22 protein-coding genes and 1 pseudogene are annotated in these 25,765 nt (G+C 36.7%); 21 read left to right on the top strand and 2 right to left on the bottom strand.

The features are described from left to right. Positions 1-139: 139 nt before the first annotated feature. From argJ to acsn021_RS16030, 14 genes are all read left to right on the top strand, one after another. Positions 140-1,360 carry a bifunctional glutamate N-acetyltransferase/amino-acid acetyltransferase ArgJ gene (gene argJ / locus acsn021_RS16095; protein WP_184093431.1) on the top strand — a complete coding sequence of 407 codons (1,221 nt, stop codon included), beginning with the start codon at positions 140-142 and terminating at the stop codon, positions 1,358-1,360. Positions 1,361-1,475: 115 nt separating this feature from the next. Next, the gene (argB, locus tag acsn021_RS16090; RefSeq protein WP_184093520.1) at positions 1,476-2,369 is read left to right on the top strand and encodes an acetylglutamate kinase; all 894 of its coding nucleotides are present in this window, start codon (positions 1,476-1,478) and stop codon (positions 2,367-2,369) included. A gap of 17 nt (positions 2,370-2,386) precedes the next feature. Continuing rightward, positions 2,387-3,580, top strand: coding sequence for an aspartate aminotransferase family protein (locus acsn021_RS16085; protein WP_184093430.1), 1,194 nt, complete (start codon positions 2,387-2,389; stop codon positions 3,578-3,580). Between the two features lie 203 nt (positions 3,581-3,783). Then, positions 3,784-4,215: a DMT family transporter gene (locus tag acsn021_RS16080; RefSeq protein ID WP_184093429.1), complete on the top strand. Its 432-nt coding sequence runs from the start codon at positions 3,784-3,786 to the stop codon at positions 4,213-4,215. Between the two features lie 170 nt (positions 4,216-4,385). Beyond that, positions 4,386-5,078: a helix-hairpin-helix domain-containing protein gene (locus acsn021_RS16075; RefSeq protein WP_184093428.1), complete on the top strand. Its 693-nt coding sequence runs from the start codon at positions 4,386-4,388 to the stop codon at positions 5,076-5,078. Positions 5,079-5,118: 40 nt separating this feature from the next. After that, on the top strand, positions 5,119-5,805 hold the full coding sequence (locus acsn021_RS16070) for a response regulator transcription factor (protein ID WP_184093427.1): 687 nt from the start codon (positions 5,119-5,121) through the stop codon (positions 5,803-5,805). 25 nt (positions 5,806-5,830) lie between these two features. Next, entirely contained in the window at positions 5,831-7,249 is a 1,419-nt protein-coding gene (locus tag acsn021_RS16065; protein WP_243167901.1) for a sensor histidine kinase, read from the top strand. 21 nt (positions 7,250-7,270) lie between these two features. Then, positions 7,271-8,230, top strand: a complete 960-nt coding sequence (locus acsn021_RS16060) for a GerMN domain-containing protein (protein ID WP_184093425.1) — start codon at positions 7,271-7,273, stop codon at positions 8,228-8,230. After that, a complete protein-coding gene (locus tag acsn021_RS16055; RefSeq protein ID WP_207727991.1) occupies positions 8,230-10,692 on the top strand; it encodes a DNA internalization-related competence protein ComEC/Rec2 in 2,463 nt (820 codons plus the stop codon). Before acsn021_RS16060 ends, acsn021_RS16055 begins: the two co-directional genes overlap by 1 nt. A 127-nt stretch (positions 10,693-10,819) precedes the next feature. After that, positions 10,820-11,347, top strand: a complete 528-nt coding sequence (locus acsn021_RS16050; protein ID WP_184093423.1) for an RNA polymerase sigma factor — start codon at positions 10,820-10,822, stop codon at positions 11,345-11,347. Positions 11,348-11,351: 4 nt separating this feature from the next. Beyond that, complete coding sequence (locus tag acsn021_RS16045) at positions 11,352-11,888, top strand: hypothetical protein (protein ID WP_184093422.1); 537 nt, start codon at positions 11,352-11,354, stop codon at positions 11,886-11,888. Then, a complete protein-coding gene (locus acsn021_RS16040) occupies positions 11,885-12,565 on the top strand; it encodes a hypothetical protein (protein ID WP_184093421.1) in 681 nt (226 codons plus the stop codon). Before acsn021_RS16045 ends, acsn021_RS16040 begins: the two co-directional genes overlap by 4 nt. Continuing rightward, positions 12,552-12,848, top strand: coding sequence for a LiaF transmembrane domain-containing protein (locus tag acsn021_RS16035; RefSeq protein WP_184093420.1), 297 nt, complete (start codon positions 12,552-12,554; stop codon positions 12,846-12,848). Before acsn021_RS16040 ends, acsn021_RS16035 begins: the two co-directional genes overlap by 14 nt. Before the next feature lie 137 nt (positions 12,849-12,985). Next, complete coding sequence (locus acsn021_RS16030) at positions 12,986-13,819, top strand: undecaprenyl-diphosphate phosphatase (protein WP_184093419.1); 834 nt, start codon at positions 12,986-12,988, stop codon at positions 13,817-13,819. Positions 13,820-13,921: 102 nt separating this feature from the next. Here the strand turns inward: acsn021_RS16030 and ilvD are convergent, their stop codons facing one another. Next, complete coding sequence (gene ilvD / locus acsn021_RS16025; protein WP_330601787.1) at positions 13,922-15,640, bottom strand: dihydroxy-acid dehydratase; 1,719 nt, start codon at positions 15,638-15,640, stop codon at positions 13,922-13,924. A gap of 307 nt (positions 15,641-15,947) precedes the next feature. On the opposite strand from ilvD, the pseudogene acsn021_RS16020 reads away from it, so the two are divergent. From acsn021_RS16020 to acsn021_RS15985, 7 genes and pseudogenes are all read left to right on the top strand, one after another. Further along, positions 15,948-18,516, top strand: a pseudogene (locus acsn021_RS16020) (heavy metal translocating P-type ATPase). A gap of 56 nt (positions 18,517-18,572) precedes the next feature. After that, positions 18,573-18,836 carry a metal-sensing transcriptional repressor gene (locus acsn021_RS16010; protein WP_184093416.1) on the top strand — a complete coding sequence of 88 codons (264 nt, stop codon included), beginning with the start codon at positions 18,573-18,575 and terminating at the stop codon, positions 18,834-18,836. Between the two features lie 451 nt (positions 18,837-19,287). Continuing rightward, positions 19,288-20,595 carry an LCP family protein gene (locus acsn021_RS16005; protein WP_184093415.1) on the top strand — a complete coding sequence of 436 codons (1,308 nt, stop codon included), beginning with the start codon at positions 19,288-19,290 and terminating at the stop codon, positions 20,593-20,595. Between the two features lie 195 nt (positions 20,596-20,790). Continuing rightward, the gene (locus acsn021_RS16000; RefSeq protein WP_184093414.1) at positions 20,791-21,501 is read left to right on the top strand and encodes an ABC transporter ATP-binding protein; all 711 of its coding nucleotides are present in this window, start codon (positions 20,791-20,793) and stop codon (positions 21,499-21,501) included. A gap of 12 nt (positions 21,502-21,513) precedes the next feature. Continuing rightward, on the top strand, positions 21,514-23,115 hold the full coding sequence (locus acsn021_RS15995; protein ID WP_184093413.1) for a hypothetical protein: 1,602 nt from the start codon (positions 21,514-21,516) through the stop codon (positions 23,113-23,115). A 33-nt stretch (positions 23,116-23,148) separates the two neighbouring features. After that, positions 23,149-23,433, top strand: a complete 285-nt coding sequence (locus acsn021_RS15990; protein ID WP_184093412.1) for an autorepressor SdpR family transcription factor — start codon at positions 23,149-23,151, stop codon at positions 23,431-23,433. Next, positions 23,426-24,079 (top strand): SdpI family protein, encoded by a 654-nt coding sequence (locus tag acsn021_RS15985; RefSeq protein WP_184093411.1) that lies wholly within the window; start codon positions 23,426-23,428, stop codon positions 24,077-24,079. Before acsn021_RS15990 ends, acsn021_RS15985 begins: the two co-directional genes overlap by 8 nt. Before the next feature lie 50 nt (positions 24,080-24,129). Here the strand turns inward: acsn021_RS15985 and argH are convergent, their stop codons facing one another. Next, positions 24,130-25,509: an argininosuccinate lyase gene (gene argH, locus acsn021_RS15980; protein ID WP_184093410.1), complete on the bottom strand. Its 1,380-nt coding sequence runs from the start codon at positions 25,507-25,509 to the stop codon at positions 24,130-24,132. Between the last annotated feature and the right edge of the window lie 256 nt (positions 25,510-25,765).

Raw genomic sequence — 25,765 nt, 5'->3', positions numbered from 1 at the left:
GATTTATCAGTTAAGATAAAATTATGGAAAATATTTTGAATTCTCCTATTGCATAATAATCAATTTGGATGTATAATTATAAAAAAATACAGATAAGCAGATTAATTATATGTCGAAAAATATATGGAGGTAATTCAGAATGAATAAAATAGAAGGCGGTGTAACAGTTGCACAAGGCTTTAAGGCAGCAGGAATTTATGCCGGTATAAAAAAGAAAAAAAAAGATATGGCCTTAATATATAGTACGGTTCCCGCGGTTTCAGCCGGAACCTTTACTACAAACCTTGTGAAAGCAGCACCGGTACTTTGGGATTTGAAGCTGATAAAGGAAAGAGAGACGGCACAGGCAGTTGTGTTAAACAGCGGTGTTGCGAATGCCTGTACAGGTGAAGAAGGTGAGAAGAATAATTATAAGATGGCACTTGCTGTAGCGAATGCCCTGAACATACCAGTAGAAACCGTATTAACGGCCTCTACCGGAGTAATTGGTCAGCAAATGCCTATTAAAGTAATTGAGGAGGGAAGCAAGATTCTTGCAGATTCCCTAGAAGACAGCTTAATTGGCGGTTTGTTGGCAGCAGAAGCTATAATGACTACAGATACGTATGCAAAAGAATGTGCGGTTACCTTCCAAATTGGAGATACCACGGTAACACTTGGGGGAATGGCAAAAGGTTCCGGTATGATTCATCCTAATATGGCTACCATGCTGGGGGTGGTAACCACAGATTTAGCGATTACAAAAGAGTTGTTGCAGGAAGCTCTTAGTGCAGATGTAAAAGACAGCTTTAACATGGTGTCTGTTGATAGGGATACCTCAACCAACGATTCTTTAATTCTTTTGGCGAACGGACAGGCAGGAAATCCTGTTATTACGGAAAAGAATGAAGATTACCTTACTTTTTGTAAAGCACTGCATTTTGTAACAACAGAATTGGCGAAAAAAATGGCGGCTGATGGAGAAGGTGCTAACAAATTATTTGAATGTATTGTATATGGTGCAAAAGATAAGGAACAGGCTGTTAGCTTAAGTAAATCTATCATCACCTCGAACCTTGTAAAAACAGCTATTTGCGGAAATGATGCCAACTGGGGCAGAATTCTTTGTGCCATGGGCTATGCAGGGGTAGAATTTGACCCTTATAAAGTAGATTTGTTTATTGAAAGTTCAGCCGGAAAGCTTAAGCTGGTAGAAGATGGAATGGCAACGGCGTATGATGAAGAATTTGCAACTAAAATATTGTCTCAAAAGGAAGTCAGGGCATCTGCAGATATAAAAATGGGTAATTATAGTGCTACTGCCTGGGGGTGTGACTTAACCTACGATTATATAAAAATTAATGGAGATTACCGTTCTTAATAATAAACTGTAAACAAAGAAAATGAAGGAATATAACAGAGTACTAAAAATACAGAATGAAAATCTATAAAGAACGGATAGGAATTTAACCATGGAAGGATATGAAATGGAACCGATGGATCAAATATTAATAAAGGCGCAAACCCTTATTGAAGCGTTGCCTTATATACAAAAATTCAATAAGAAAAAGGTTGTAGTAAAATACGGTGGAAGTGCTATGCTAGATGCCGATTTACAACTTAATGTCATAAAAGATGTGGCACTTCTAAAGCTTATAGGAATGCAGCCCATCATAGTCCACGGAGGCGGTAAGGAAATCAGTAAGTGGGTCAGCCTTCTCGGACATGAATCAAAATTTGTGGAGGGCTTTCGGGTAACTGACGAAGAAACCATGGAAGTGGCAGAGATGGTATTAGGTAAGGTGAATAAAGGACTGGTACAAATGATAGAACAGCTTGGAGTAAAAGCGGTTGGTATCAGCGGAAAAGACGGTGCGACTCTAAAAGTAGAGAAAAAGTATGTGAGCGGTCAGGACATAGGATATGTAGGTAATATTACAGAGGTTAATACAGAGTTGATAAATACCCTGATTGACAATAATTTTGTACCGGTTATAGCTCCGATTGGGTTAGATGATGATTTTCATGCTTACAATATTAACGCCGATGATGCAGCTTGTGCAGTAGCCTCTGCCATTGGTGCGGAAAAACTTGCCTTTTTAACAGATATTGAAGGAGTGTATACAGATCCAACCGATAAGAATACATTGATTTCAGTACTGACGCTTGATAAAGCAGATGAATTGATACAGGATGGTTTCATCGGAGGAGGTATGCTTCCAAAATTAAAAAACTGTATTGATGCTGTAAGAAACGGTGTATCCAGAGTACATATTCTGGACGGCAGAATGGAACATTGCCTCTTGTTAGAATTTTTTACAAACCGTGGTATTGGTACAGCCATTATCAATAACGAAAGCATTTTATTTGAACACGAAAAAGTCCAGTAGAAAGGATGGAGCAGGTTATGGAGAAGCAGGAATATATTACGAAAGCAGAAGCCTTGTTAATGCATACGTATAATAGATACCAGCTGGTTTTAGATAAGGGTGAAGGGGTATATCTTTATGACACAGATGGAAAAAGCTATCTGGATTTTGCAGCAGGAATAGCAGTGTTTGCACTAGGGTATGGTAATGAAAAATATAATAAAGCCCTAAAAGAACAGATTGATAAGCTTTTACATACTTCCAACCTGTACTATAATGTTCCTGCTGTAAATGCAGCTGAGAAGTTTACGAAAGCCTCTGGAATGGACCGTGTCTTCTTTACCAACAGCGGTACGGAAGCCATTGAAGGTGCAGTGAAACTGGCAAGAAAGTATTATTATAAAAAACATGGAAGAGCTGATAGTGAAATTATATCCATGGAACATTCCTTTCATGGAAGAAGCTTGGGAGCTTTGTCCGTAACCGGACAGCCAAAATACAGAGAAGCTTTTGAACCGCTCATCGGAGGAACTGTTTTTGCTGAATTTAATAACTTAGAAAGTGTTATGAATCAGGTGAATGAGAGAACTTGTGCTATTCTTGTGGAACCAGTTCAGGGAGAAGGAGGTCTGTTTCCTGCTAAAGAGGCATTTTTAAAAGGTCTAAGAGCGTTGTGTGATCAAAAAGATATTCTGTTAATTTTTGATGAAATACAATGTGGCATGGGAAGAACCGGCACTATGTTTGCTTATGAGGCTTACGGCGTTAAGCCGGATATTATAGCCTCTGCTAAGGCTCTTGGATGCGGTGTTCCGGTAGGAGCTTTCGGAGCTGTAGAAAAAGCTGCGAATGCCTTTCTGCCCGGTGACCATGGCACTACTTATGGCGGCAATCCCTTTGCTACAGCTGCGGTTAATAAGGTATTTGAACTATATGAAGAGATGAATTTATTAACACACGTAAAAGAGGTCTCAGACTATCTGGAACATGCACTTGATACTTTAAAACAAAAGTATTCCATCATAACGGACAGAAGAGGAAAGGGGCTTATGCAGGGGTTGGAATTTAAATGTACGGTAAATGATATAATCTTAAAGGCAATGGATAAAGGATTAATCATTATTTCAGCAGGAGCAAATGTTTTAAGATTCGTTCCGCCTCTTATTATTACAAAAGAACAGATTGATGATATGACGGCTGTTCTGGAAAGTATCCTTCTGGAAAATTCATAGTGATTACAGCTTCTATATTCTAATTGACTTCTATAAACCGTTTTCCTAAATGGCTTATAGAAGTTTTTTTATAGAATGGACTTGCATTGCAATGGGAGTATTAGAACTTTTCAAACACTTTATAGAATAAAGCCGTATTAATCGGGAATAATTTAAACGGCGGATGTTTAAAACCGTACAACACAGTTAGGCAGGTAAAAGGTATGGGCTTTATTATTGCTATTATATCGGGAGCTTTAATGAGTATTCAGGGTGTATTTAATACCGGGGTGACAAAGGAAACCAGTATATGGGTATCCTCAAGTTTTGTACAATTTACTGCACTCATTGTTTGCGTTGCAGCCTGGTTTATAACAGGAAGGGAAGGCAGCTTCTTAGGTATCTTTAAAGTTGAGAACAAGTATATGCTTTTAGGAGGAGCAATAGGCGCTTTTATAACTTATACCGTTATAAAAAGTGTAGATACCCTGGGCCCGGCAAAAGCTATTATGATAATTGTTACCGCACAGCTTTTAACAGCTTATGTTATTGAATTATTTGGTATGTTCGGTACGGAACAGGTTAAGTTCCAATGGCGTAAATTAATCGGGCTGGTGCTAGTAATCGGAGGGATATTTACCTTTAAATGGGAATGATTTCTGACGATTTTCTTAAACTTTGATTTCTTTTTAAAAACCTATTGTAATCCCAGAATTTATTATGTAGAATATTAACATGTAACGTTGTTGCATACAGTAAGTATTGAGGATACTTAAGTTGTACAGGCCTTTTTTATAAGCATATTGCATATAAGAAAGGATGTTATATGAAACAAAAGAAGTATTTAAAAACCGGACTTATGATTCTTTTTATATTTATGTCCGGAATATTCTATAGCTGTAAAGAGAATAATCAGCAAAGCACTCAGCTGTCTATAAAGAGTCTTGAGGAATCTTTTGATACCGTTAATGCGGAAGAAGATGCTAAGGATATGGACGAAGACAGTATATCTGTCTTGGAACAATCAGATATTACTGCAAATAAATCTGGGGAAGAATCTATAAAGAATATAGAAGACCAGGAATTAATCTATGTTCATTTATGTGGCGAAGTCAAAAATCCCGATGTATATCAGGTAGAAAAAGGCACAAGGTTGTTTGATATAATTAAGCTTGCAGGCGGGCTTACAGAAGAAGCAGCAGGGGAATATGTAAACCAGGCAGCAGTCCTTACAGACGGACAGCAGGTTTATATACCTTCTAGGGCAGAGGTAAAGGACAAAAGCCTTTATATGAATTCGCAGGTTGCGAGTGAAAAGGATACTTCCAAAGTGAATATAAATACAGCCGATATCAATGAACTAATGACCTTGCCCGGAATTGGTGAAGCAAAGGCTGAGAGCATACTCAATTATAGACAGGAACATGGAGACTTTAAAGCTATTGAAGATATAAAAAATATTAGTGGAATAAAGGATTCTGCCTTCAATAAAATTAAAGATAAGATAATTGTTAAATAGCATTATTACAATGTGTGAAAAATTAGGATAGGTGATGAATGTGGGAAAAAAGGTGCTTGTTGTTGACGATGAAAAATTAATCGTGAAAGGAATACGGTTCAGCTTGGAACAAGACGGCATGGAAGTGGACTGTGCCTATGATGGTGAAGAGGCTTTAGAAGCAGCCAAAAAAAAGGAGTACGATGTAATCCTTTTGGATGTCATGCTGCCTAAAATAACTGGTTTTGAGGTATGCCAGCAGATTAGGGAATTTTCTAATATGCCTATTATCATGCTTACAGCAAAAGGCGATGATATGGATAAAATCTTAGGTTTGGAATACGGTGCTGATGACTATATAACAAAACCATTTAATATTTTGGAAGTAAAAGCCAGAATTAAGGCAATTATGAGACGAAGTACAAAAAAGGCGGCTGAGGTTCAGGCCAAGGTTATAACCTTTGAGGAGCTAAAAATTGACTGTGAAAGCCGCAGGGTATATGTCAGTGGTAAAGAAGTTAATTTAACAGCTAAGGAATTCGATTTACTGGAGTTATTAATATTCAATCCCAATAAGGTATATAGCAGGGAAAACTTACTAAATACGGTCTGGGGTTATGATTATCCGGGGGACGTAAGGACTGTGGATGTTCATATCCGTAGATTGCGTGAAAAGATTGAAGATAATCCGAGTGAGCCAAAATATATACATACAAAATGGGGTGTTGGCTATTTTTTCCAAAATTAAAGAAAAATTATGGTTTCTAAAGAGTATGAGAGTGCATTCTTTATTTGCACTCTTCTTAATTGGTATACTGCCGATTTTGTTTTTTTCCTGGGAGATGTTAGATACGTATAATTCTACTGCCTTCGAACAGAAAAAGACAGATATGCAGAATCAGGGAAGTTCACTTTCCAATCGTTTGCTGACCACCGGGTATATGACAGATTCGACAATATCTGAAGTAAATGCTGAATTAATGCGAATAGCAGGTTTGTATGAAGGAAGAATACTGATAGTAGATAGTAAATTAAACGTATTAAAAGATACCTATGGAATTGAAGACGGTAACTTTCTTATATCTGAGGAGGTTATAAAATGTCTAAAGGGTACCAACAGTGTCTCTCATAATACAACAAACAAATACATCGAGATGACAATACCGATTACTTATAATATAAACAATACCAATAACACCAATGTTACGAACAAAGAAATTATGGGTGTTATTGTTATGAATTTTTCTACCAAAAATATTTATAATATCTCTGCAATTTTGAATAAAAAGACTTCGGTATTGATGCTGACAACAGCAATTCTTGTATTTGTTTATGCCTTTTTTTATTCAGGAGTATTTACAAAGCCTTTTATAAATCTAAGGAAAGCAATTGGGCATCTCACAGAGGGATATATGGATGATGAGGTCACTGTAGACGGTTTTCATGAGGTCAAGCTTATATCCGGTTCTTTAAACCAGATGCTCACCAGAATTAAGAATTTAGAAAGAAGCAGACAGGAGTTTGTATCCAATGTATCTCATGAATTAAAGACACCTCTGACATCTGTGAAAGTTCTTGCGGACTCTCTTTTGATGCAGGAAGATGCACCCTCAGAGTTGTATCGGGAGTTTTTGGTGGATATTGCAGATGAAATAGAGCGAGAGAATAAAATTATAAATGATTTATTGTCTCTTGTTAAACTGGATAAGACTGCTAGTGAAATGAATATTACTTCTATAAAAATCAATGATCTGGTAGAATCTGTATTAAAACGTTTGCGTCCCATTGCAAAAAAAAGCAACATAGAACTTATTTATGAGAGCTTTCGTCCTGTTATGGCAGAAGCAGATGAGGTTAAGCTGTCCCTTGCCCTATCTAATTTAATAGAAAATGCCATAAAGTATAATGTTGAAGATGGCTGGGTCAGAGTTTCATTAAATGCTGACCATAAGTATTTTTATGTTAAGGTATCGGACTCAGGTATCGGAATACCAGAGGAGGCGCAGGATTCTATTTTTGACCGCTTTTACAGGGTAGACAAGGCACGCTCTCGAGGTACTGGAGGTACCGGTTTAGGTTTGTCTATAACAAAAAATGTTATTCATATGCATAAAGGTGCGATTAAAGTTTACAGCAAAGAAGAGGAAGGAACCACCTTTACGGTGCGTATTCCCATTAACTATATTGCCTGACACTGTGGAAAGGAGAATTCTGTGACCGAGTGTGAGAAGTTAAAAACCTGTAATAAGTTGGTATTCTTTCTAGTGTTCTCTGTTTTCATTCTAGGTGCCTGTAGTAATAACCAAGATAGAGCAAAAGATTCAGAGGCGGAGCAGAATACTGAAAATGTTATTTATTATATTGATAAAAGCGAAACCAAAATTGTAAGCAGGCCCTTTACACCGCAGGGAGCTACAACAGAAGAGTTGGTTGAGGAATATCTGGAAGCTCTTAATGAAGAACCGGAAGATATTTCTTTAAAAAAATCAAAACCAGACGGGGTTGTTATAGAAAAGCAGCCTGTCGTTGAAGATAATACAGTAAGTATTTATTTTAATTCAGAATACAGTAATATGACGGCAATTACCGAAGTCTTATGCCGTGCCAGTTATGTCATGACCCTGTGTCAGATTGAGGGGATTGAATATGTAGAATTTTACGTTGGGAATCAGATATTAAAAGGTACCAATGATAAGCCATTGAGTATGCGTGCCGACGATTTCATTAATGACACAAGTTCAGAAGATGTATATGTAACGGTATATTTTTCTAACAAAAAAGGTACTGCATTAGTAGAATCTCATCTTAAAATTAAAAACGGTGGTAATATAGCAATTGAAAAGCTAATTATAGACGAGTTACTGAAAGGACCACCGGCTACAGCTAAAGAGGATAGTATGTTAAAAACGCTTCCAGACGGTACCGAGTTAATAAAGGTAACCACAAAGGATGGGATTTGTTATGTGGATTTTAATGATAAATTTTTGTCTGCTAAGGAAGGAATCAAACCCGAAATTGTTCTATATTCGGTAGTAAATTCCCTGGTTGAACTTTCTACCATAAGTAAAGTTCAATTCACAATAGACGGAGCTGTTAAAAAAATATACAGGGAGGATGTTCCTCTTGATGGCTTCTTTGAAAGGAAGCTAGAACTGATGGAGGGAAGTAAGTAATGCAGATAAGAAGACCACTTGTCTGGTTGCTTGCTTCCTACCTGGCAGGTATCGTATGTTACCGTACTATAAGTCTCTATAAAGTACTTTTTGTAATTATTTCATTTTTCTTTTTATTTCTAATATTCATTATAAAATTCCGAAGTAAACAATATAATAAAAAATCCCATTATTTTTTATTGCTGGTGCCATGCCTATTTCTATTGGGTCAATATCTTATGTACAAACAAGCAGCCCCCACAATATTGGATGATTTTCTTTATGATTCCTTAGAAGCAGAACTAACGGGTCGTCTGACACATATAGAAACAGCAGAAAATTCCACCCGTATAACCTTAATAGACTGTAATTTAACGTTGAGAGAATTTCCGAAAGCGTTCACACAGGATATAGATAGAGAAGGAGTAGAGGAACTACTAAGGAAACAAATAGAAGTCAAGAAGGTAATTGTATACATATCTTCAGTACAAAGCCTCAAATTAGGATATCAAGTGTCGGTAGCGGGAAAAGCCGAATCATTTAAAGAACCGACGAATCCCGGGCAGTTTGATGAGTATCAATACTATAAGTCTCAGAATTTTAGCTTTAAAATGTATGGAAAGACAATAAAAGTGCTTAAAAAAAGCGATTCAGTGTTTCTTCAGAGTCTCTATTATATAAAGACAAAATATTTACAGACCTATGCAAATCTGCTGCCGGAAAGAGATGCAGGTATATTAGGTGCTATGATACTTAATGAAAAATCAGTGTTAGATCCACAGACAAAAGAGCTTTATCAGGTAAATGGTATCTCGCATATTCTGGCTATATCCGGCCTTCACATTACCTTGATTGGACTAACTTTATACAAAATATTGCGTAAGATTGGCATGCCTACTATTTTAACTTCTGTAATTTGTTGTATCAGTTTATATTCCTATGGTGTTCTTACTAATTTTAGTGTATCTACTAACCGGGCTGTGGCTATGTTTGTTATATTTATGGCAGCAGGAGTGGTAGGACGTACCTATGACATGCTTTCCGCGACGGCACTAAGTGGATTAGTTATTTTGTTACAGTCACCCATGGAGCTTTTCAATGCTGGATTTTTACTTTCCTTCGGAGCAATTATGGGAATCTCCTTAGTATATCCTATATTAAAAAAAGCTATATCAGTTCAGCATAAGCTTATGGATAGTTTTTTAATCTGTGTTAGTATTCAGTTGGTAACAACTCCCACTTTGTTATATTTCTTTTATGAAATTCCCACATATTCCATACTAATAAATATGTTAATTCTTCCCTTGTCGTCGTTCATTATATTATTAGCAGTTACTGCCGGTACATTTGGATTGTTTCTATTCCCTATTGGAACGTTTTTAGCAGGCGGAGTACATTATACGTTAGTATTCTATGAATTCGTCTGTAAGACAGCACTATATCTGCCGGGAAGAACAATTACCACCGGAAGACCAGACGGGTTGTTTATAATATTATATTATGGCATATTAATTACGTTTGTTGCTATAAATCAAAAAAAGGTATACAGGAAAAAACTCTTCGTACTGCTTTTATTATGTGTGATTTTAATTAAACCATATGACAAATCCCTTAGGATAACCTTTTTGGATGTAGGGCAAGGAGATGGAATCGTTATGGTAACACCCAATAAGACTACTTTCTTAATTGACGGAGGAAGCTCAGATGAGAAAAAAGTGGGAAAGTACCGGATAATTCCGTATTTTAAACAACTGGGAATAAAACAAATTGATTATGCTATAGTAACACATGGAGATTCTGATCACATATCCGGTGTAAAGGAGCTTATGGAAAGCATGAAATCCGAACACTCATATAGCGTAAAGGGTAGTGAAGAAAACACCGAGTATGTAAATTATATAACAATTCAAAATCTGGTACTGCCAGATTTGAAGGAAATGGATGAAGCAATGTTTAAACTTCAGGAACTAGCTGAACAAAAAGGCATTAACGTTCTCTATATAACAAAGGGAGATAAAATACAAGATGGTGAAGTGGCCATTACCTGCCTACATCCAACCGATGTTTCCAACGGGGGCAATAGTTCTTCAATCGTATTAAGCATTACTTTTAAAGAGTTTGATTTATTATTAACGGGTGATTTAGAAGGAGAGGGGGAGAAGGCGGTTACCAGTGAATTAAGTGATATTTTAAGTCAAACCTCTATATATTTGGAAGAAGCAGCAGTGGATTATGATGTATTAAAGGTAGCTCACCATGGATCTAAAAATTCTACCCATAAAGAGTTCTTACAGCTTGTAAAGCCTGAGTTATCCATTATTTCCTGTGGCAGAGGTAACAGGTATGGACACCCGCACGATGCATTGTTAAAAAGGCTTGAAGCAATAGAAAGTGAGATTCTAATTACTTATAGAGAAGGTGCCATTACAATAATTACAGACGGATTATATCTGAAAGTAAAGACATTTCTCTCCAAAGATTAATTTATGGGGTAAAAAGATTATTATAGATAAATAAATATAATAATCTTTTTTATTTATGAAGTAAAGGGTACACTTCATTCGTTATATTAATTGAGAGTTTTGATTTTTAGTAAAAAGATTATGATAAATGAGAAAAAGCTGGGAGGTGGAAAGAATCAATCGTGATATCTATCTAGAACATTTAATAGATGCCTATAAAAATCTGGTTTTTTCCATATGCTTTAAGCTGGTACAAAATTATTTCGATGCAGAAGATTTAACCCAGGAAACTTTTCTGGCAGCTTATAAGGGTCTTGATGACTTTGATGGTACTAACGAAAAGGCTTGGATTTGCAGGATTGCTACAAATAAATGTCTGGATTATCTGAAACATTCTGGTAGAAAAAGTGTACCAACAGAGGATACATACTTAAATGAGTTTCAAAGTAAAATACCCACACCAGAAGAAGAGGTGGAAGAGGGAGAAGTTAAGAATCAACTCTATACTCTATGTACCCAGCTAAAGGAGCCTTACAGAGAAGTTGCCTTGGATTACTTTTTTCATGAAAAAGATATATCGGATATGGTCAGCCAGAGTGGGAAGAACATAAAAACTTTACAGACTCAAGTTTACCGCGCAAAAAACATGTTAAAGAAGCTATGGAGAAAGGAGTGACGGAATGAAAAAGATGGGAACTAGTGTAGGGCAGTGTAAAGTAATCTGTTCTTGTATAAAAGAGGGCAGAGAGTTAAATCTTGAGCAATTAGGGCATATTTCGGAATGTGATGATTGTATGCAACTATATCTGGAGTTTATAGAAAGACAGAACATGATAGCAGCACCTCACTATGTAAAAGATAATATTTTAAAAGAAGCTTCTAAAATCTCAGCAAAGCAGGAAACCAGACGCAGAATTGAACAGCAGCTAAATTCAAAAAGAATGCAATTGTTCCGTTACAGTATGAAAGTAGGTTTGGCCATGTGTGGTGCATTGTTTCTTTTGTTTTTACCTGATATATTGGGAAGCAGAGAACAAGGCAGTATCCAAGGAAGAAATGGCAGTACGGGAAAAGAAGATATTAACTGGCAACAGGATATATCCGGTATAAACGCAATTTTTGATAATTTTGAAAATGGAGCAGGGGATAGGACTGGCAGATTTAACTTGGATAGATTTTATCAAGACACAAATCATAAGGAGGAGCCATTAAAATGATAAGAAAGAAGAGTAAATTTTTTACCTTTATTTTTTCAACTATGTTCGGAGCAGGACATATGTATATGGGATTCATGAAACAGGGAGTATCCATAATGTCACTGGCAGCGTTGCTAGTTGCAATTGGTTATGTTTTAAGAATGGAAGTTTTTTTGCTTATACTTCCAGTACTATGGTTTTATAGCTTTTTTGATTCCATAAATAAGATGTCTATGCCGGATATGATGTTTAAACAACAAGAAGATCACTTTATATTTCTTGATAATAAAGACAACCGGATAATAATTGATTTTATTAAAAAGTACGACTATGCAGTTGCGGTAGGGCTTATTGCATTAGGTGGTATATTGATTGCTGATAATATGCTGGACTTTCTAACATCAAGGTTTTATATGGGGGCAATAGGAGAAGTCATAAGAAGTCTGCGATGGGACGCTCCAAAGCTACTCTTTGCGGCCTTCATCATTTTTATAGGTGTTCGGATGATTCAAGGTAAGAAAAAAGAACTAGATAAGGAAGAAAAAACAGATAGTGTTTTGAAAGCAGCAGTAGTAACTACAGACAATATCAATCCTAAAACAGAGTCTGTCCGGGAAGTTCATGTAGATACTGTGCCAGAAATAATAAAAAATATACCCGATGTTATAAAAGAGGAGGAAGAGAATGAGAACCCATAGAGTCGGTACCATAACCCTAGGAACCGGGTTAATACTGTTTGGAATATTATTTTTTCTTCGAATCATAACCCCAATCATAACCTATGACTTAATCTTTAAGATTTGGCCAGTACTGTTTATTCTGCTTGGAAGTGAGATTTTAATAAGTAACAGTCGTAATAAAGAAGAGATACTTATCTATGATAAAACAGCTATTTTTTTGGTTGTGCTTCTGACACTTTTTGCCATGGCTATGGCAGCTATGCAATGGCTATATGAATACAGTATTGTGCATTACAGATAAATAAGGGCAAACATTCGGATTCACAAGAAATAACCGTGACTTATTCCCTCGATTAGACTGTTATAGAAATTGGATTTATGGTATAATAATGAAAATGCGGCCATGAACCGTAAAGAAAGGAAGGATAGAAAAGAAGAATGGATTTTTTAGAGATTTTAAAAGTTATATTCTTAGGAATTGTAGAGGGAATCACAGAATGGCTGCCAATAAGTAGTACCGGACATATGATTCTGGTGGATGAATTCATTAAATTGAATGTTACGCCAGCTTTTATGGAAATGTTCTTAGTTGTCGTACAGCTTGGAGCAATTATGGCGGTTGTAATTCTTTATTGGAATAAGCTATTCCCATTTTCGTTTAATAAAGGAGAAAAATTTATTAAGAAAGATACCATGATAATGTGGGGAAAGCTGGCAATCTCTTGTATACCGGGCGGAATTGTTGGTGTAGCCTGGGGAGACGAATTTGATGCACTTTTCTACAATTATATGTCTGTATCGATAGCGTTAATTGTTTTTGGTATTCTTTTCATTATCATTGAACGATATAACAAAGGAAGAAGACCACAGGTTAACAGTATTGCAGAAATTACAATTCAGTCGGCCGTTTTAATTGGATTTTTTCAGCTGATTGCAGCTGTATTTCCGGGAACCTCACGTTCCGGAGCAACGATTGTAGGTGCTTTACTGCTTGGTATATCCAGAACAATAGCAGCAGAATATACATTTTTCTTGGCAGTACCGGTTATGTTTGGAGCAAGCCTGATTAAACTTGTCAAATTCGGTTTTAACTTTAGTGGTAACGAACTCCTTATATTAATACTCGGTATGCTGTCAGCCTTTATTGTATCTATACTTGCTATTAAATTCCTGATGGGATATATTAAAAAGAATGATTTTACTGCTTTTGGAATATATCGTATTATTCTTGGAGCATTGGTTATTATATATTATTTGGCCGCGGCTGCCTAAACTTCTTAAATAACAAGCACCAAGTTATCACACTTTTACATGTTTGATAACCTGGTGCTTATTATTTTTGTTAAGACTATAACTTTCGTAATAATAGTAATATTACTCTATGTAACCTCCATTCATGGGAGAAGCAGCACGCTCTGAAAATAGTTTTAAGATACCCTTCTGATACTTTAAAGGTCGTGGCTTCCATTCTGAGCGGCGTTGTAACAAAATATCTTCTATCTCTGCTGGAGTCTTTCTAACCCCTTTACAGCCAATGAGCTGTAATTTTCTTTCAGGAATGTTAATTTCTAGAATATCATTTTCTTCAATCAGGGCAATTGGGCCCCCTTCTGCTGCCTCAGGGGAAACATGACCTATGACGGGTCCTTTGGAAGCACCTGAGAATCTGCCATCAGTAATTAAGGCGATAGTTTTGCAAAGTTTCTCATCCGAGGAAATGGCCTCTGTAGTATAAAACATTTCCGGCATTCCGCTGCCTTTTGGACCTTCATAGCGGATTATCACAGCGTCACCGGGGTGTATTTTGTGAGTCAGAATTGCTTTGATGGCATCTTCTTCACAATCAAAGGGTACTGCACGAAGAATAATCGTATGCATTTCTTTTGGTACGGCAGAGTGCTTAACAACAGCACCATCCGGTGCAAGATTTCCTTTCAATATAGCTATTGTACCTTTCTTACTGATAGGATTTTCAAAAGGCCGGATGATATCTTCTCGCTTACAACCCACTTTCTGTAATAATTCATCACATCTGTCATAGAATCCATTGGTTTTACAGTTTTCTAAGTTTTCGCCAAGTGTTTGTCCGGTCACAGTTAAGGTATCAAGATATAGCATAGATTTTATTTCTTCCATAATTCGAGGGACGCCCCCGCCATAGTAAAAGTACTCGGCCGGCCATGTTCCGGCAGGGCGGATATCTAGTAAATAGCGGGCATTGCGGTGCATTTTGTCAAAAAGGTCTGCGCTAAGTTCAATACCGAATTCACGGGCAATAGCAGGAATATGAAGAAGAGAATTGGTTGAGCCAGATATAGCGGCATGAACATAGATGGCATTTTCAAAGGATTTTTTTGTAACAATATCAGCAGCCCTAACACCTTTGAGAGCAAGCTTAACAATTTGCTTTCCAGCTTTATAAGCTATAGTTTCTAAATCAAGAGAGGTTGCAGGCATTAATGCACTGCCCGGCAGCATAAGTCCTAAAGCTTCCGCCATAATCTGCATGGTAGAAGCAGTTCCCATAAAGGAGCAGGCACCGCAAGAGGGGCAGGCATGGTGCTTATAATAATCTAATTGCTCCTCTGTAATTTCACCTCTTTTTTGTTTGGCACTGTATGTACCAATTTGTTCAAGGGTGAGTAAATCTGGACCTGCTTTCATAACGCCGCCTGTTACTACAATACTTGGAATATTAATTCGACCGATTGCCATTAGTTGAGCAGGTACTCCTTTGTCACAGCTTGCTATAAACACTCCTCCGTCAAAGGTGGTTGCGTTGGCATGAATTTCAATCAGATTAGCAATGGTATCTCTGGAAGCAAGGGAATAGTTAATACCATCATGCCCCTGAGCCATACCATCACATATATCTGTAGCAAAGTAGCGGGCGGCCTTACCCCCTTGTTCCTGTATGCCGGAGACGGCTTTGTCTACAAAGGTGAATAAATGTGCACTTCCCGGATGACTGTCGCCAAAGGTACTTTCTACAATAATCTGAGGTTTATTAAGATCACCTAGATTCCAGCCCATTCCAAGTCGAAGGGGGTCCATCTCCGGTGCTTTGGCACGTATTATCTGACTTTTCAGCATAAAAACCTCTCCTTTATTTTAGTTGTATTTAATTTGGGTTAGAATACTAAATACAAATTATATTTTGATTATAGATGTACTGGGTCATAACTTAAATGCCTTATGTTATGCAATTCATGTAGTATAGTATTTTTTAATTTAAGAAACCGAGAGATTAGAATTGATGAAAATAAGTCACGTATTAATAAAATCTAAGGTAATTGAGAATAATTCTTGTTTATAGGGGTTGACAAAAAACCAATTTATGTGTAAAGTTTTATTGTAATAAAGAATACCCCACGGGGGTGTAGTGAGAGAGGTGTAAGTGATGAATCAAAAATTCAGTGTCACTGGAATGACTTGCTCTGCGTGCTCAGCAGCCGTTGAGAAGAGTGTTAAAAAAGTTCCTGGAGTCAACGCAGTAACTGTGAATCTACTATCGAACAGTATGAATGTTGAGTATAACGGCGAGGTTACTGATAACAATCAAATTATTGCATCTGTCGTGGATGCCGGCTATAATGCATCTGTCTTCTCAAGAGACAAGGCGGCCAAATCAAAGGCAAAAGAGGAGAATACAGTTGAGATGGAGCTAAAGGAAATGAAGATGAGGATTATTGTTTCATTCTTATTTCTAATACCTTTGCTTTATATAGCAATGGGGCATATGCTTAAATTTCCGTTGCCGGATATTATACATGGAACAGAAAATGCGGTAACCTTTGCTTTTCTGCAATTTTTATTAACGCTGCCTATTGTATATGTCAATCGTAAATATTATCAAGTGGGATTTAAGACCTTGCTCCGCAGGTCACCTAACATGGATACATTAATTGCAATTGGTTCAGCAGCTGCAATTGCTTACGGAATCTTTGCCATATTTAAAATAGGTTATGGCTTAGGACATATGGATATGGATAGTGTTATGCATTATTCCATGGATTTGTATTTTGAATCAGCAGGTACTATACTAGCCCTGATAACGTTAGGTAAGTATTTGGAGGCACGTTCAAAAGGAAAAACCTCAGAAGCGATTACGAAACTTATGGATTTAGCACCAAAAACAGCATCTGTAATACGAAATGGAGTTGAAGAAGAAATTCCTTTAGAAGATGTGGTTATTGATGATATTATTGTTGTAAGACCGGGACAGAGTATTCCTGTTGACGGAATTATTGTAGAAGGAAGCTCAGCGATTGACCAATCTGCTCTTACCGGGGAAAGTATACCGGTTGAGAAAAATGTCGGAGATAAAGTTATTGGTGCTACTATTAACAAAACAGGTTTCTTTAAATTTAAAGCCCAGAAGGTTGGGGACGATACCACACTAGCACAGATTATTCAGCTGGTGGAGGATGCAAGTTCATCAAAAGCGCCGATTGCAAAATTGGCTGATAAAATTAGTGGTATTTTTGTTCCTATAGTTATTGTAATAGCAGTAGTTGCCACAATTGTCTGGCTTATTTCGGGGGCTACCTTTGAATTTGCATTATCGATAGGAATTGCAGTTCTTGTCATTTCCTGCCCTTGTGCTCTTGGTCTTGCTACACCAGTGGCAATTATGGTAGGCACCGGAAAAGGTGCTATGAACGGAATCTTAATTAAATCCGCAGAAGCACTTGAAATTGCCCACAAGGTTAATACAGTTATTCTTGATAAAACCGGTACTATTACAGAAGGTAAACCGAAAGTGACGGATATTGTTACAGCAGCAGGTATTACAGAAGAAAAACTTTTGCAGATTGCCGCCTCTTTAGAAAAGCCTTCTGAGCATCCCCTGGCAGAAGCAATTGTGGAGAGAGCAAAAGAAAACGCCCTTAGTTTATCAGAAGTAAAGAACTTTAATGCTATTTCAGGAAGAGGAATTCAGGCTGATATCGAAGAAAATACTTATTATGCAGGTAATCTTGCGTTCATGAAAGAGAATAATATACTGACAGATAAGTTTGTAAAGGATTCAGAGAGTTTTGCGCAGTCAGGAAAAACACCATTATATTTTGCTGATAGCAGCAATTTACTTGGTATTATAGCAGTTGCCGATGTGGTTAAACCTACCAGCCGACAAGCAATCGAACAATTTAAGGCTATGGGTATTGACGTAGTCATGCTTACGGGGGATAATAAGATTACAGCAGAAGCAATTCGAAAGGAATTGAATATAAACAGAGTTGTTGCAGAGGTTCTTCCTCAGGACAAAGAAAATGAAGTTCGCAGTATTCAGGAACAGGGTAAGAAAGTAGCTATGATTGGTGATGGTATTAATGATGCTCCTGCACTTGCAAGAGCGGATGTTGGTATTGCAATTGGTGCCGGAACGGATATTGCCATAGAATCAGCAGACATTGTTTTAATGAAGAGTGATTTATTGGATGGTGTAACCGCAATTCAATTAAGTAAGGCAACAATTAGAAATATAAAAGAGAATCTATTCTGGGCATTCTTTTATAATACAATCGGTATCCCACTGGCAGCAGGCGTACTCTACACTATCTTGGGCTGGAAAATGAACCCTATGTTTGCAGCAGCTGCAATGAGCTTAAGCTCCGTATGCGTTGTTTCTAATGCCCTTCGCTTGAAATTTTTTAAGCCAAAAAGGTATTAAAGCATGCGTTTCCACATGAGACACACTTAAATTATATTAAATCTAGTAAAAGGAGACAAATAGTATGAAAAAAATAATTAAAATTGAAGGAATGTCCTGTGGACATTGTCAGGCAAAAGTTGAAAAGGTGTTAAATGCACTGGATGGTGTTGAAGCAAAAGTTGATTTAAAGAAAAAAGCAGCGACAGTGAATCTGCATTCTGAGGTCTCAGATACAATACTAAGAGATGTTGTAACGGAAGCAGGCTATGAAGTGGTTTCCATTGAAGAGAAAAAAGGACTGTTCGGAAAATAAAAAAGATTTGATGTGAAGTGCAAAAACCTTGTACTTGTACCAAGATGGGAGCTAATATGAAAGCAGACAAAGCAAAAGTAACCCGGCTGCTAAAAACAGCCAGAGGGCAGATTGATGGTTTGTTAAAAATGGTTGAGGAAGACCGGTATTGTGTGGATGTTTCAAATCAACTTATGGCTGCCCAGGCTATCCTGCAGAAAGTGAATAACGAAATCATACATGCCCATTTAAGAAATTGTGTGAAAGAAGGATTTTCAGAAGGAAAAGAAGAAGAAAAAATAGAAGAAATCGTAAAGTTGATTGATAAATTATCTAAATAATTCACAGAGTCAGTACTTAAGACCATTAAAACGAAGTAATTAGCATAAGAAGCTCTTTGATTTTCAGTAATACACTGCTTGGTATGTGTGTAGAAAAGTCAGAGAGCTTCTTATCCGTGCGTACCATTACCAAATGCACATTGTTAGTCCTATTATTCTAAGAATTAATAAAATTCGTTAAATTACTTATAGGTTTTTACAGTGAATATTTGTAATATTGAATGTTTTCTCAGAATTTAACCAATGATAATATTAATGTTTTTCTGTCATATTTTTTAATTTTTCTTAATATTAAAAAAATACCTTTAAAAGTAGACAAAACATGTGTTATAATTGTTCGGTATTTATGTAAAGCATATGTTAAATTAATATGTTGTGACCCTTATGAAAGCCGAATCATCTTTGAACTAGGTGAATAGTAATGTTAAGATGGATTATAGGAGTGTAGTAGATGGATAAAGACAATCAACGCAAAGATTTAAAGAAAGATACGGAAGAATTGTCTGCTGGTAGTGGATGGGAACAGTATTCTAACGACCTTGGCAGTAAAATTAATAGTTTTACTGATGGAGATGACTTTTTAGATGAAGTCAATGTGTCCTTAGCGGAACAAATCAGCATGGAGTTGGAGGGGAAGGAAACGAGTACAAATACAAATGAGAAACCGCAGAGTAAGAAAAAAATCCCCAAAGGAGTAAAAATCTTCGCAATAGCATTTTCATCTATTATGTTAATGTTTGCATTGTTGGTATTTACGCCTGGTGGAAGAAGATTGCTTTTTAATATAGCAGGTGAATATATATATGGCAAACTGGATTATGAAGAAACAGAAAATCCTAACAACGAAAGCGAACCGGGAAAAACAGCGGCAGAAAAACCCCCAAAAGCTGTTGAGCATGTAGTTAATATTCTTCTTTTAGGTGTGGAAGAGATAGGTGGTGCTTCTAATACGGACGTAATGATTGTTGCCACTATGAACACAAAAGAAAAGACGTTGAAGCTTACATCTTTGATGAGAGATTTATATGTCCAGATACCGGGTTACAATGATAATAAATTAAACTCTGCCTATGCAAAAGGAGGAGTTGACCTGCTCTATCAAACCATTGAAAAGAATTTTGCAATTGACCTGGATGGATATGTGTCTGTTAATTTTAATTCTTTTGAAAAAATTGTTGATATGCTTGGTGGTGTAGATATAACATTAACCAGCAAAGAGGCTTATTATCTGAATACCACTAATTATATATCAGATCCTTCACAGCGTCATGTTGTGGAAGGGGTGAACAGACTTTCAGGAAATCAGGCACTTGGTTACTGTAGAGTACGTAAAGTATCAACGGGAACGGAAAATAATGATTTTGGAAGAACCCAGAGACATAGAGTTGTGTTAAATGCTATTTTTGACGAAATGAAACATAAGGACATTCTTCAGCTTGGCTTATTCATGAACGAGGTATTATCTAATATCAGTATAAAAACAGATATTACACAGAAGGATTTTAACACTTATTTGGAAGAAGCAGCAAGCCTGAACGCCAATGAATTGGAACAAAACCGTATCCCTTCAGATGGCAACTATAACGCTGAGAAGGTAACCATCGGCAAATATAAACAGGACGTATTAGTTCCTAAAGATTGGGAAGCAACCAGAAATGAAATTCATGCTTATATTTATGGGAAGGATGCCAATGCGAATGCCGGAACAGATTCAGATACAGAAAGCGGCACCAATACCAGCTCAACAGCACAGCCTTAATATAATATCATAAATCACTCCTGCAGATTCACGTGGTATATAAAACCGGGAATTTGCAGGAGTTTTTTATGAAAACTATTGACAGTATCCACTGTCAGATTCTATAATATAAATGTAGATATTTAGATAATTATCTAAATATAAAAATAATTAGCAGGTCATTGCATGTGCCAAGACCAGCAGATTGGAGTTAATATGTTAAGGATTCAAAATTTTAGTAAAAGTTATAAAAATGGTAAGAAAGCGGTAGATAACTTATCCCTTGAAGTACAGGCAGGTGATATCTACGGTTTTATTGGTCATAATGGAGCAGGTAAAACGACTACTTTGCGTGCCGTAGTCGGTGTTCTGGATTTTGAAGAAGGAGAGATAGAAATAGATGGTATCTCCATTCAGAAGGATGCCCTATATTGTAAAAAACAAACGGCGTATATTCCGGATAACCCTGATTTATATGAACATTTGACTGGTATTCAATATCTGAATTTTATCGCAGATATGTATGAGGTGACAAAAGCAGAGAGAGAACAGCTAATTGAGAAATATGCAAGTGCGTTTGAAATTCTTTCAAACTTAGGAGATTTGATTTTTTCTTATTCTCATGGAATGAGACAAAAGCTTGCCATAATTTCTGCATTTATCCATAAGCCAAAGTTGTTAGTACTTGATGAACCCTTTGTAGGTCTTGATCCCAAGGCATCTCATACCTTAAAGTGCTTTATGGCTGAGCTTTGTAAGGATGGAAGTGCAATATTTTTTTCTACCCATGTCTTAGAAGTTGCTGAAAAGCTGTGTAATAAAATTGCCATTATCAAAGGCGGTAAATTGATTATCAGCGGAGATACAGAAACGGTAAAAGGAAATCATAGTCTGGAAGATGTTTTTATGGACTTAATTGAGAAATAGGAGGGTGGTAGAATGAGTAAAGTTTTGATGTTAACAAAAGTTCAACTGCGGACTGCTTTTTCTTTTCATAGTAGTAAGCCTTCGAAGAAGAACCTTTTATTCTATAGTTCTTTTTTAGCTATCATATTATTACTGGCAGGGACTTCTTTTGTATACAGCTATACGTTAGGAATGGCACTGCTTTCCATTCCCGGAGCTGATTCTGAGAAAATTCTAGTATTGTTACCCGAATTAATGATGGCTGCTACCAGTCTTATTACCCTGTTAACCACTATTTATAAAGTAAAAGGAACCTTATTTGGATTTAAAGATTATGATATGATTATGTCTCTGCCTGTAAGGACCGGAGAAATTGCAGCAAGCCGGCTGCTGTTATTATATCTGGTGAATCTTTTGTTTACTTTAATTATTATGATCCCGGCAGGTTTGGTCTATGGGATTCTTGCAAAGGCATCTATTAGCTACTATATCCTTCATATGTTAACTGTATTTTTAATACCATTGATACCAATGATTATTGCAACTGCTATTGGCACAATCACTATGGTTATTTCCTTAAGGTTTAAATATAGCAATAGTATTCATCTGCTATTGATTCTTTTAATGCTTTCTGGGGTTATCATACTTAGTTTTAGATCTGATAACTCACCGCAACAATTAGGAGAGATGAGTGCACTCATAACAAAGCAGGTAGAAGAACTGTATCCGTTGGCAGGATTGTATGAAAGAGCAGTCTGCGGAGGGGAGTCCGTGTCCTTGATACTTTTTATTTCTAGTTCAGTACTGGCTTTTCTTTTATTTGCAAGGGTTATTGGATGGAGATTTAAGAAGATTAACACATGCCTTTTAGCAACAGTAACAAATGGAAAGTATAAACTAAGTACACTTACTCAGAGCGCTCCCATAAAAGCATTATATCGCAAGGAATTAAAACGATATCTGTCCTCCAATCTTTATGTACTTAATACGGCTATGGGTATTGTAATGCTGACCATTGGTGCAGTAGTGGCTTTGTTCGCAGGAGAAAGAAAGCTTGCTCAGATACTTGAGATACCGGAAATGGCTGACATGCTAGGTGCATTGGCACCGGTTTTTGTATCCGGCTGTATCGCTACCTGTTATATCACTGCCTGTTCTATATCTTTAGAGGGTAAAAATCTATGGATTCTAAAGAAAGCTCCGATTTCGCCTATGAGTATATTTAGCAGTAAAATAGCAGTAAGCTTGACTATAACTTTACCGGCTGTCATTCTGGATGGAATATTAATAGCAATTGGTTTTAGGTTAAATATTGGAGAAACAATACTAGTACTGTTAATGCCTGCTTGTTACACTGTATTTATTGCCGCAGCCGGACTCATTATTAATCTCCATCTGCCCAATTTCAATTGGACGACAGAGGTCAGTGCCATAAAACAAAGTGGTGCAGCATTAACCGCAGCCTTTTTTGGTTTGATTACTGCTGTTATACCGGGGATAGCAGTGGTACTGCTGGGGCCTTTTGTATCGCCTTTAATTATTAACAGTCTGACAACTGTTATTGTTGTACTTTGCAGTCTTATTATGTTATATTATTTAAAGACCAGGGGCAGCAGACTGTTCATAGAGCTTTAAGACGGTTAAATTATGACGGAAAGGGGAAGTGTAATGAACGACGCCTTTAAAGCATTAGCAGACCCAACAAGGAGAAGAATTCTGGAGCTTCTTGCTGAATCAGAGAAGAACGCAGGAGATATTGCAGACTATTTTAATATTAGTAAACCCTCTATTAGCCATCATTTAAGTATATTAAAAAATGCTGACCTAATCAGTGACGAAAGACAGGGACAAAATATAGTATATACCTTAAATACAACTATATTCCAGGATTTGGTCAAATGGTTTTTTGATTTTACGAAGAAAGAAGGTATTGGAGGTGATGAAAGTGAATAAGATTTCAAAAAACATAATAAGGTTCTTTGCAGTACTATCTTTTGTGGGTATACTTATTTTTTATCCGATTTTACCAGAACGTATCCCCATTCAGTGGAACTATAACTGGGAAGTTAGTAAAATGGGGCAAAAGCAGGTAATTCTGTTATTGGGAGCATTACCCTTACTTATATTAATTCTTTTTCGTTATTTACCCAAGATAGATCCAAAAGGAGAGAATTACAAAAGACATGAGAATGTTTATGAACTTATTAAGCATGTCCTAGCAGTATTTTTAATTCTTTTAAACTGGATTACCGTAGCAGTAGCCTTTGAAGTACATCTACCTTTTGAAATGATATTGAATATAGTGTTTGGCGTATTTTTTGTTATATTCGGTAATTACCTTCCAAAATTTAAAAGTAACTACTTTATAGGAATCCGTAATCCGTGGGTGTTATCAGATGATACGGTATGGAGAAAGACACACAAAGCAGGAGGTTATATCTTTACCAGTACCGGATTACTATTCATTATTTCTGCATTTTTACAATATAAAATTTTTTATATGGGTATGTTTTACTTTTTATTAGTATCAATAGCATGTCTAAACCTGTATTCTTATCTGCTTTATAAAAGAATCCATAAGATAAAACGTAAGCTTTAAATAGTATAAAATAAGGGGATGTAGAAAACATCCCCTTGTATTATAACGAATTAATCAAGATTAGCCAGTAAATTTTCATGTATGGAGATAACCTCTTCCATAGCAGATTTACCTGGAGCTCCGATAGTATTTCTTTTTTCTACACAAGTCTTTAAGCTGATGGCATCATATATATCTGCTTCAAATACCGGAGACACAGCCTTGAATTCTTCAAGAGTCAAGGCTTCCAGAGCAGTATTTTTTTCAATGCAGTATAAAACCAGACTGCCTATAATACCATGAGCATCACGGAAAGCAACACCATGATTAACCAGATAGTCAGCAGCATCCGTAGCATTGGTAAAACCGTTTTTTGCACTGGCTGCCAACCTTGGTTTATTATATTTTATCGTGGAAAGCATTCCGGTAAAAAGTGCCAGACAGCCTTTTACCGTATCGATAGCATCAAAGGTCAGCTCTTTATCCTCCTGCATATCTTTATTATAGGCTAAAGGGAGTCCTTTCATGGTAGTAAGGAGGGAAACCAAAGATCCATAAACACGACCGGTTTTACCTCTGACTAATTCGGCGATGTCCGGATTTTTTTTCTGTGGCATAATACTGCTTCCGGTAGAATAGGCGTCATCCAAATCAATAAACTGGTATTCATTCGAATTCCAGATAATAATTTCTTCACTGAATCTGCTAAGATGCATCATAATAATAGACAGAGCGTTCAAAAATTCGATTAAGTAATCTCTGTCAGCAACAGAGTCCATACTGTTTAAAGTAGGGCCTGAAAAACCTAAAAGTGCCGCGGTAGCATTACGATCTAGAGGATATGTAGTACCTGCTAAGGCACCAGATCCCAGTGGGCAATAATTCATTCGTTTTACTATATCGGATAAGCGGTCATAATCTCTGTAAAACATTTCAAAATAAGCGCCTAGATGATGAGCGAGAGTAATTGGCTGGGCTTTTTGCAGATGTGTGAAACCAGGCATGTAGGTGTCTAGATTTTCCTTCATGGATATATGAAGAACGGACAGGAGTTTTATTAACAGCTCTTTCATCTGCTGCAATTCTTCTCTGGTATAAAGTTTCATATCCAGTGCAACCTGGTCATTGCGGCTTCTTCCGGTATGTAATTTTTTCCCGGCGTCTCCGATTCTTTCTATAAGATTGGCCTCTACAAAGCTGTGTATATCTTCGTGTGTTTCGTCTATGATGAGCTTTCCTTCTATAATGTCTTCCTTTATACCTATAAGCCCTTTTATAATACGCTCTTTTTCTTCCTGTGTTAGTATTCCTTGCTGGTTAAGCATGGTCACATGAGCAATGCTGCCATCAATATCCTGTTTGAAAAATTTCTGGTCAAAGGAGATAGAAGCATTAAAGTTGTGAACTAACTGGTCAGTTTCTTTGGTAAAACGTCCGCCCCATAATTTCATAGGTTTACCTCTTTTCTTTTGATGTTTAAATATACGTTAATTGTTGTAATTATACAATACATATTCTATAAAAGCAAGGTGTAAGATGAATTTTGTTTGATTAGTTTAGGGTATTGACTGTAGAGTCTGTTAAGTGTGTTAATAGTATTTGAAATACTTGTATATATATGCATTAAAGTCAAACAGTATTACCATAAGCAGATTTCTGTAGGGAAAGGCACTTTACAGTAGAACAATGGTTGTGATAGGGAATGTA

Origin of the sequence: Anaerocolumna cellulosilytica, assembly GCF_014218335.1 — a bacterium.
Taxonomy (GTDB): domain Bacteria; phylum Bacillota; class Clostridia; order Lachnospirales; family Lachnospiraceae; genus Anaerocolumna; species Anaerocolumna cellulosilytica.
This window is presented reverse-complemented; position numbering and strand designations above follow the sequence as displayed.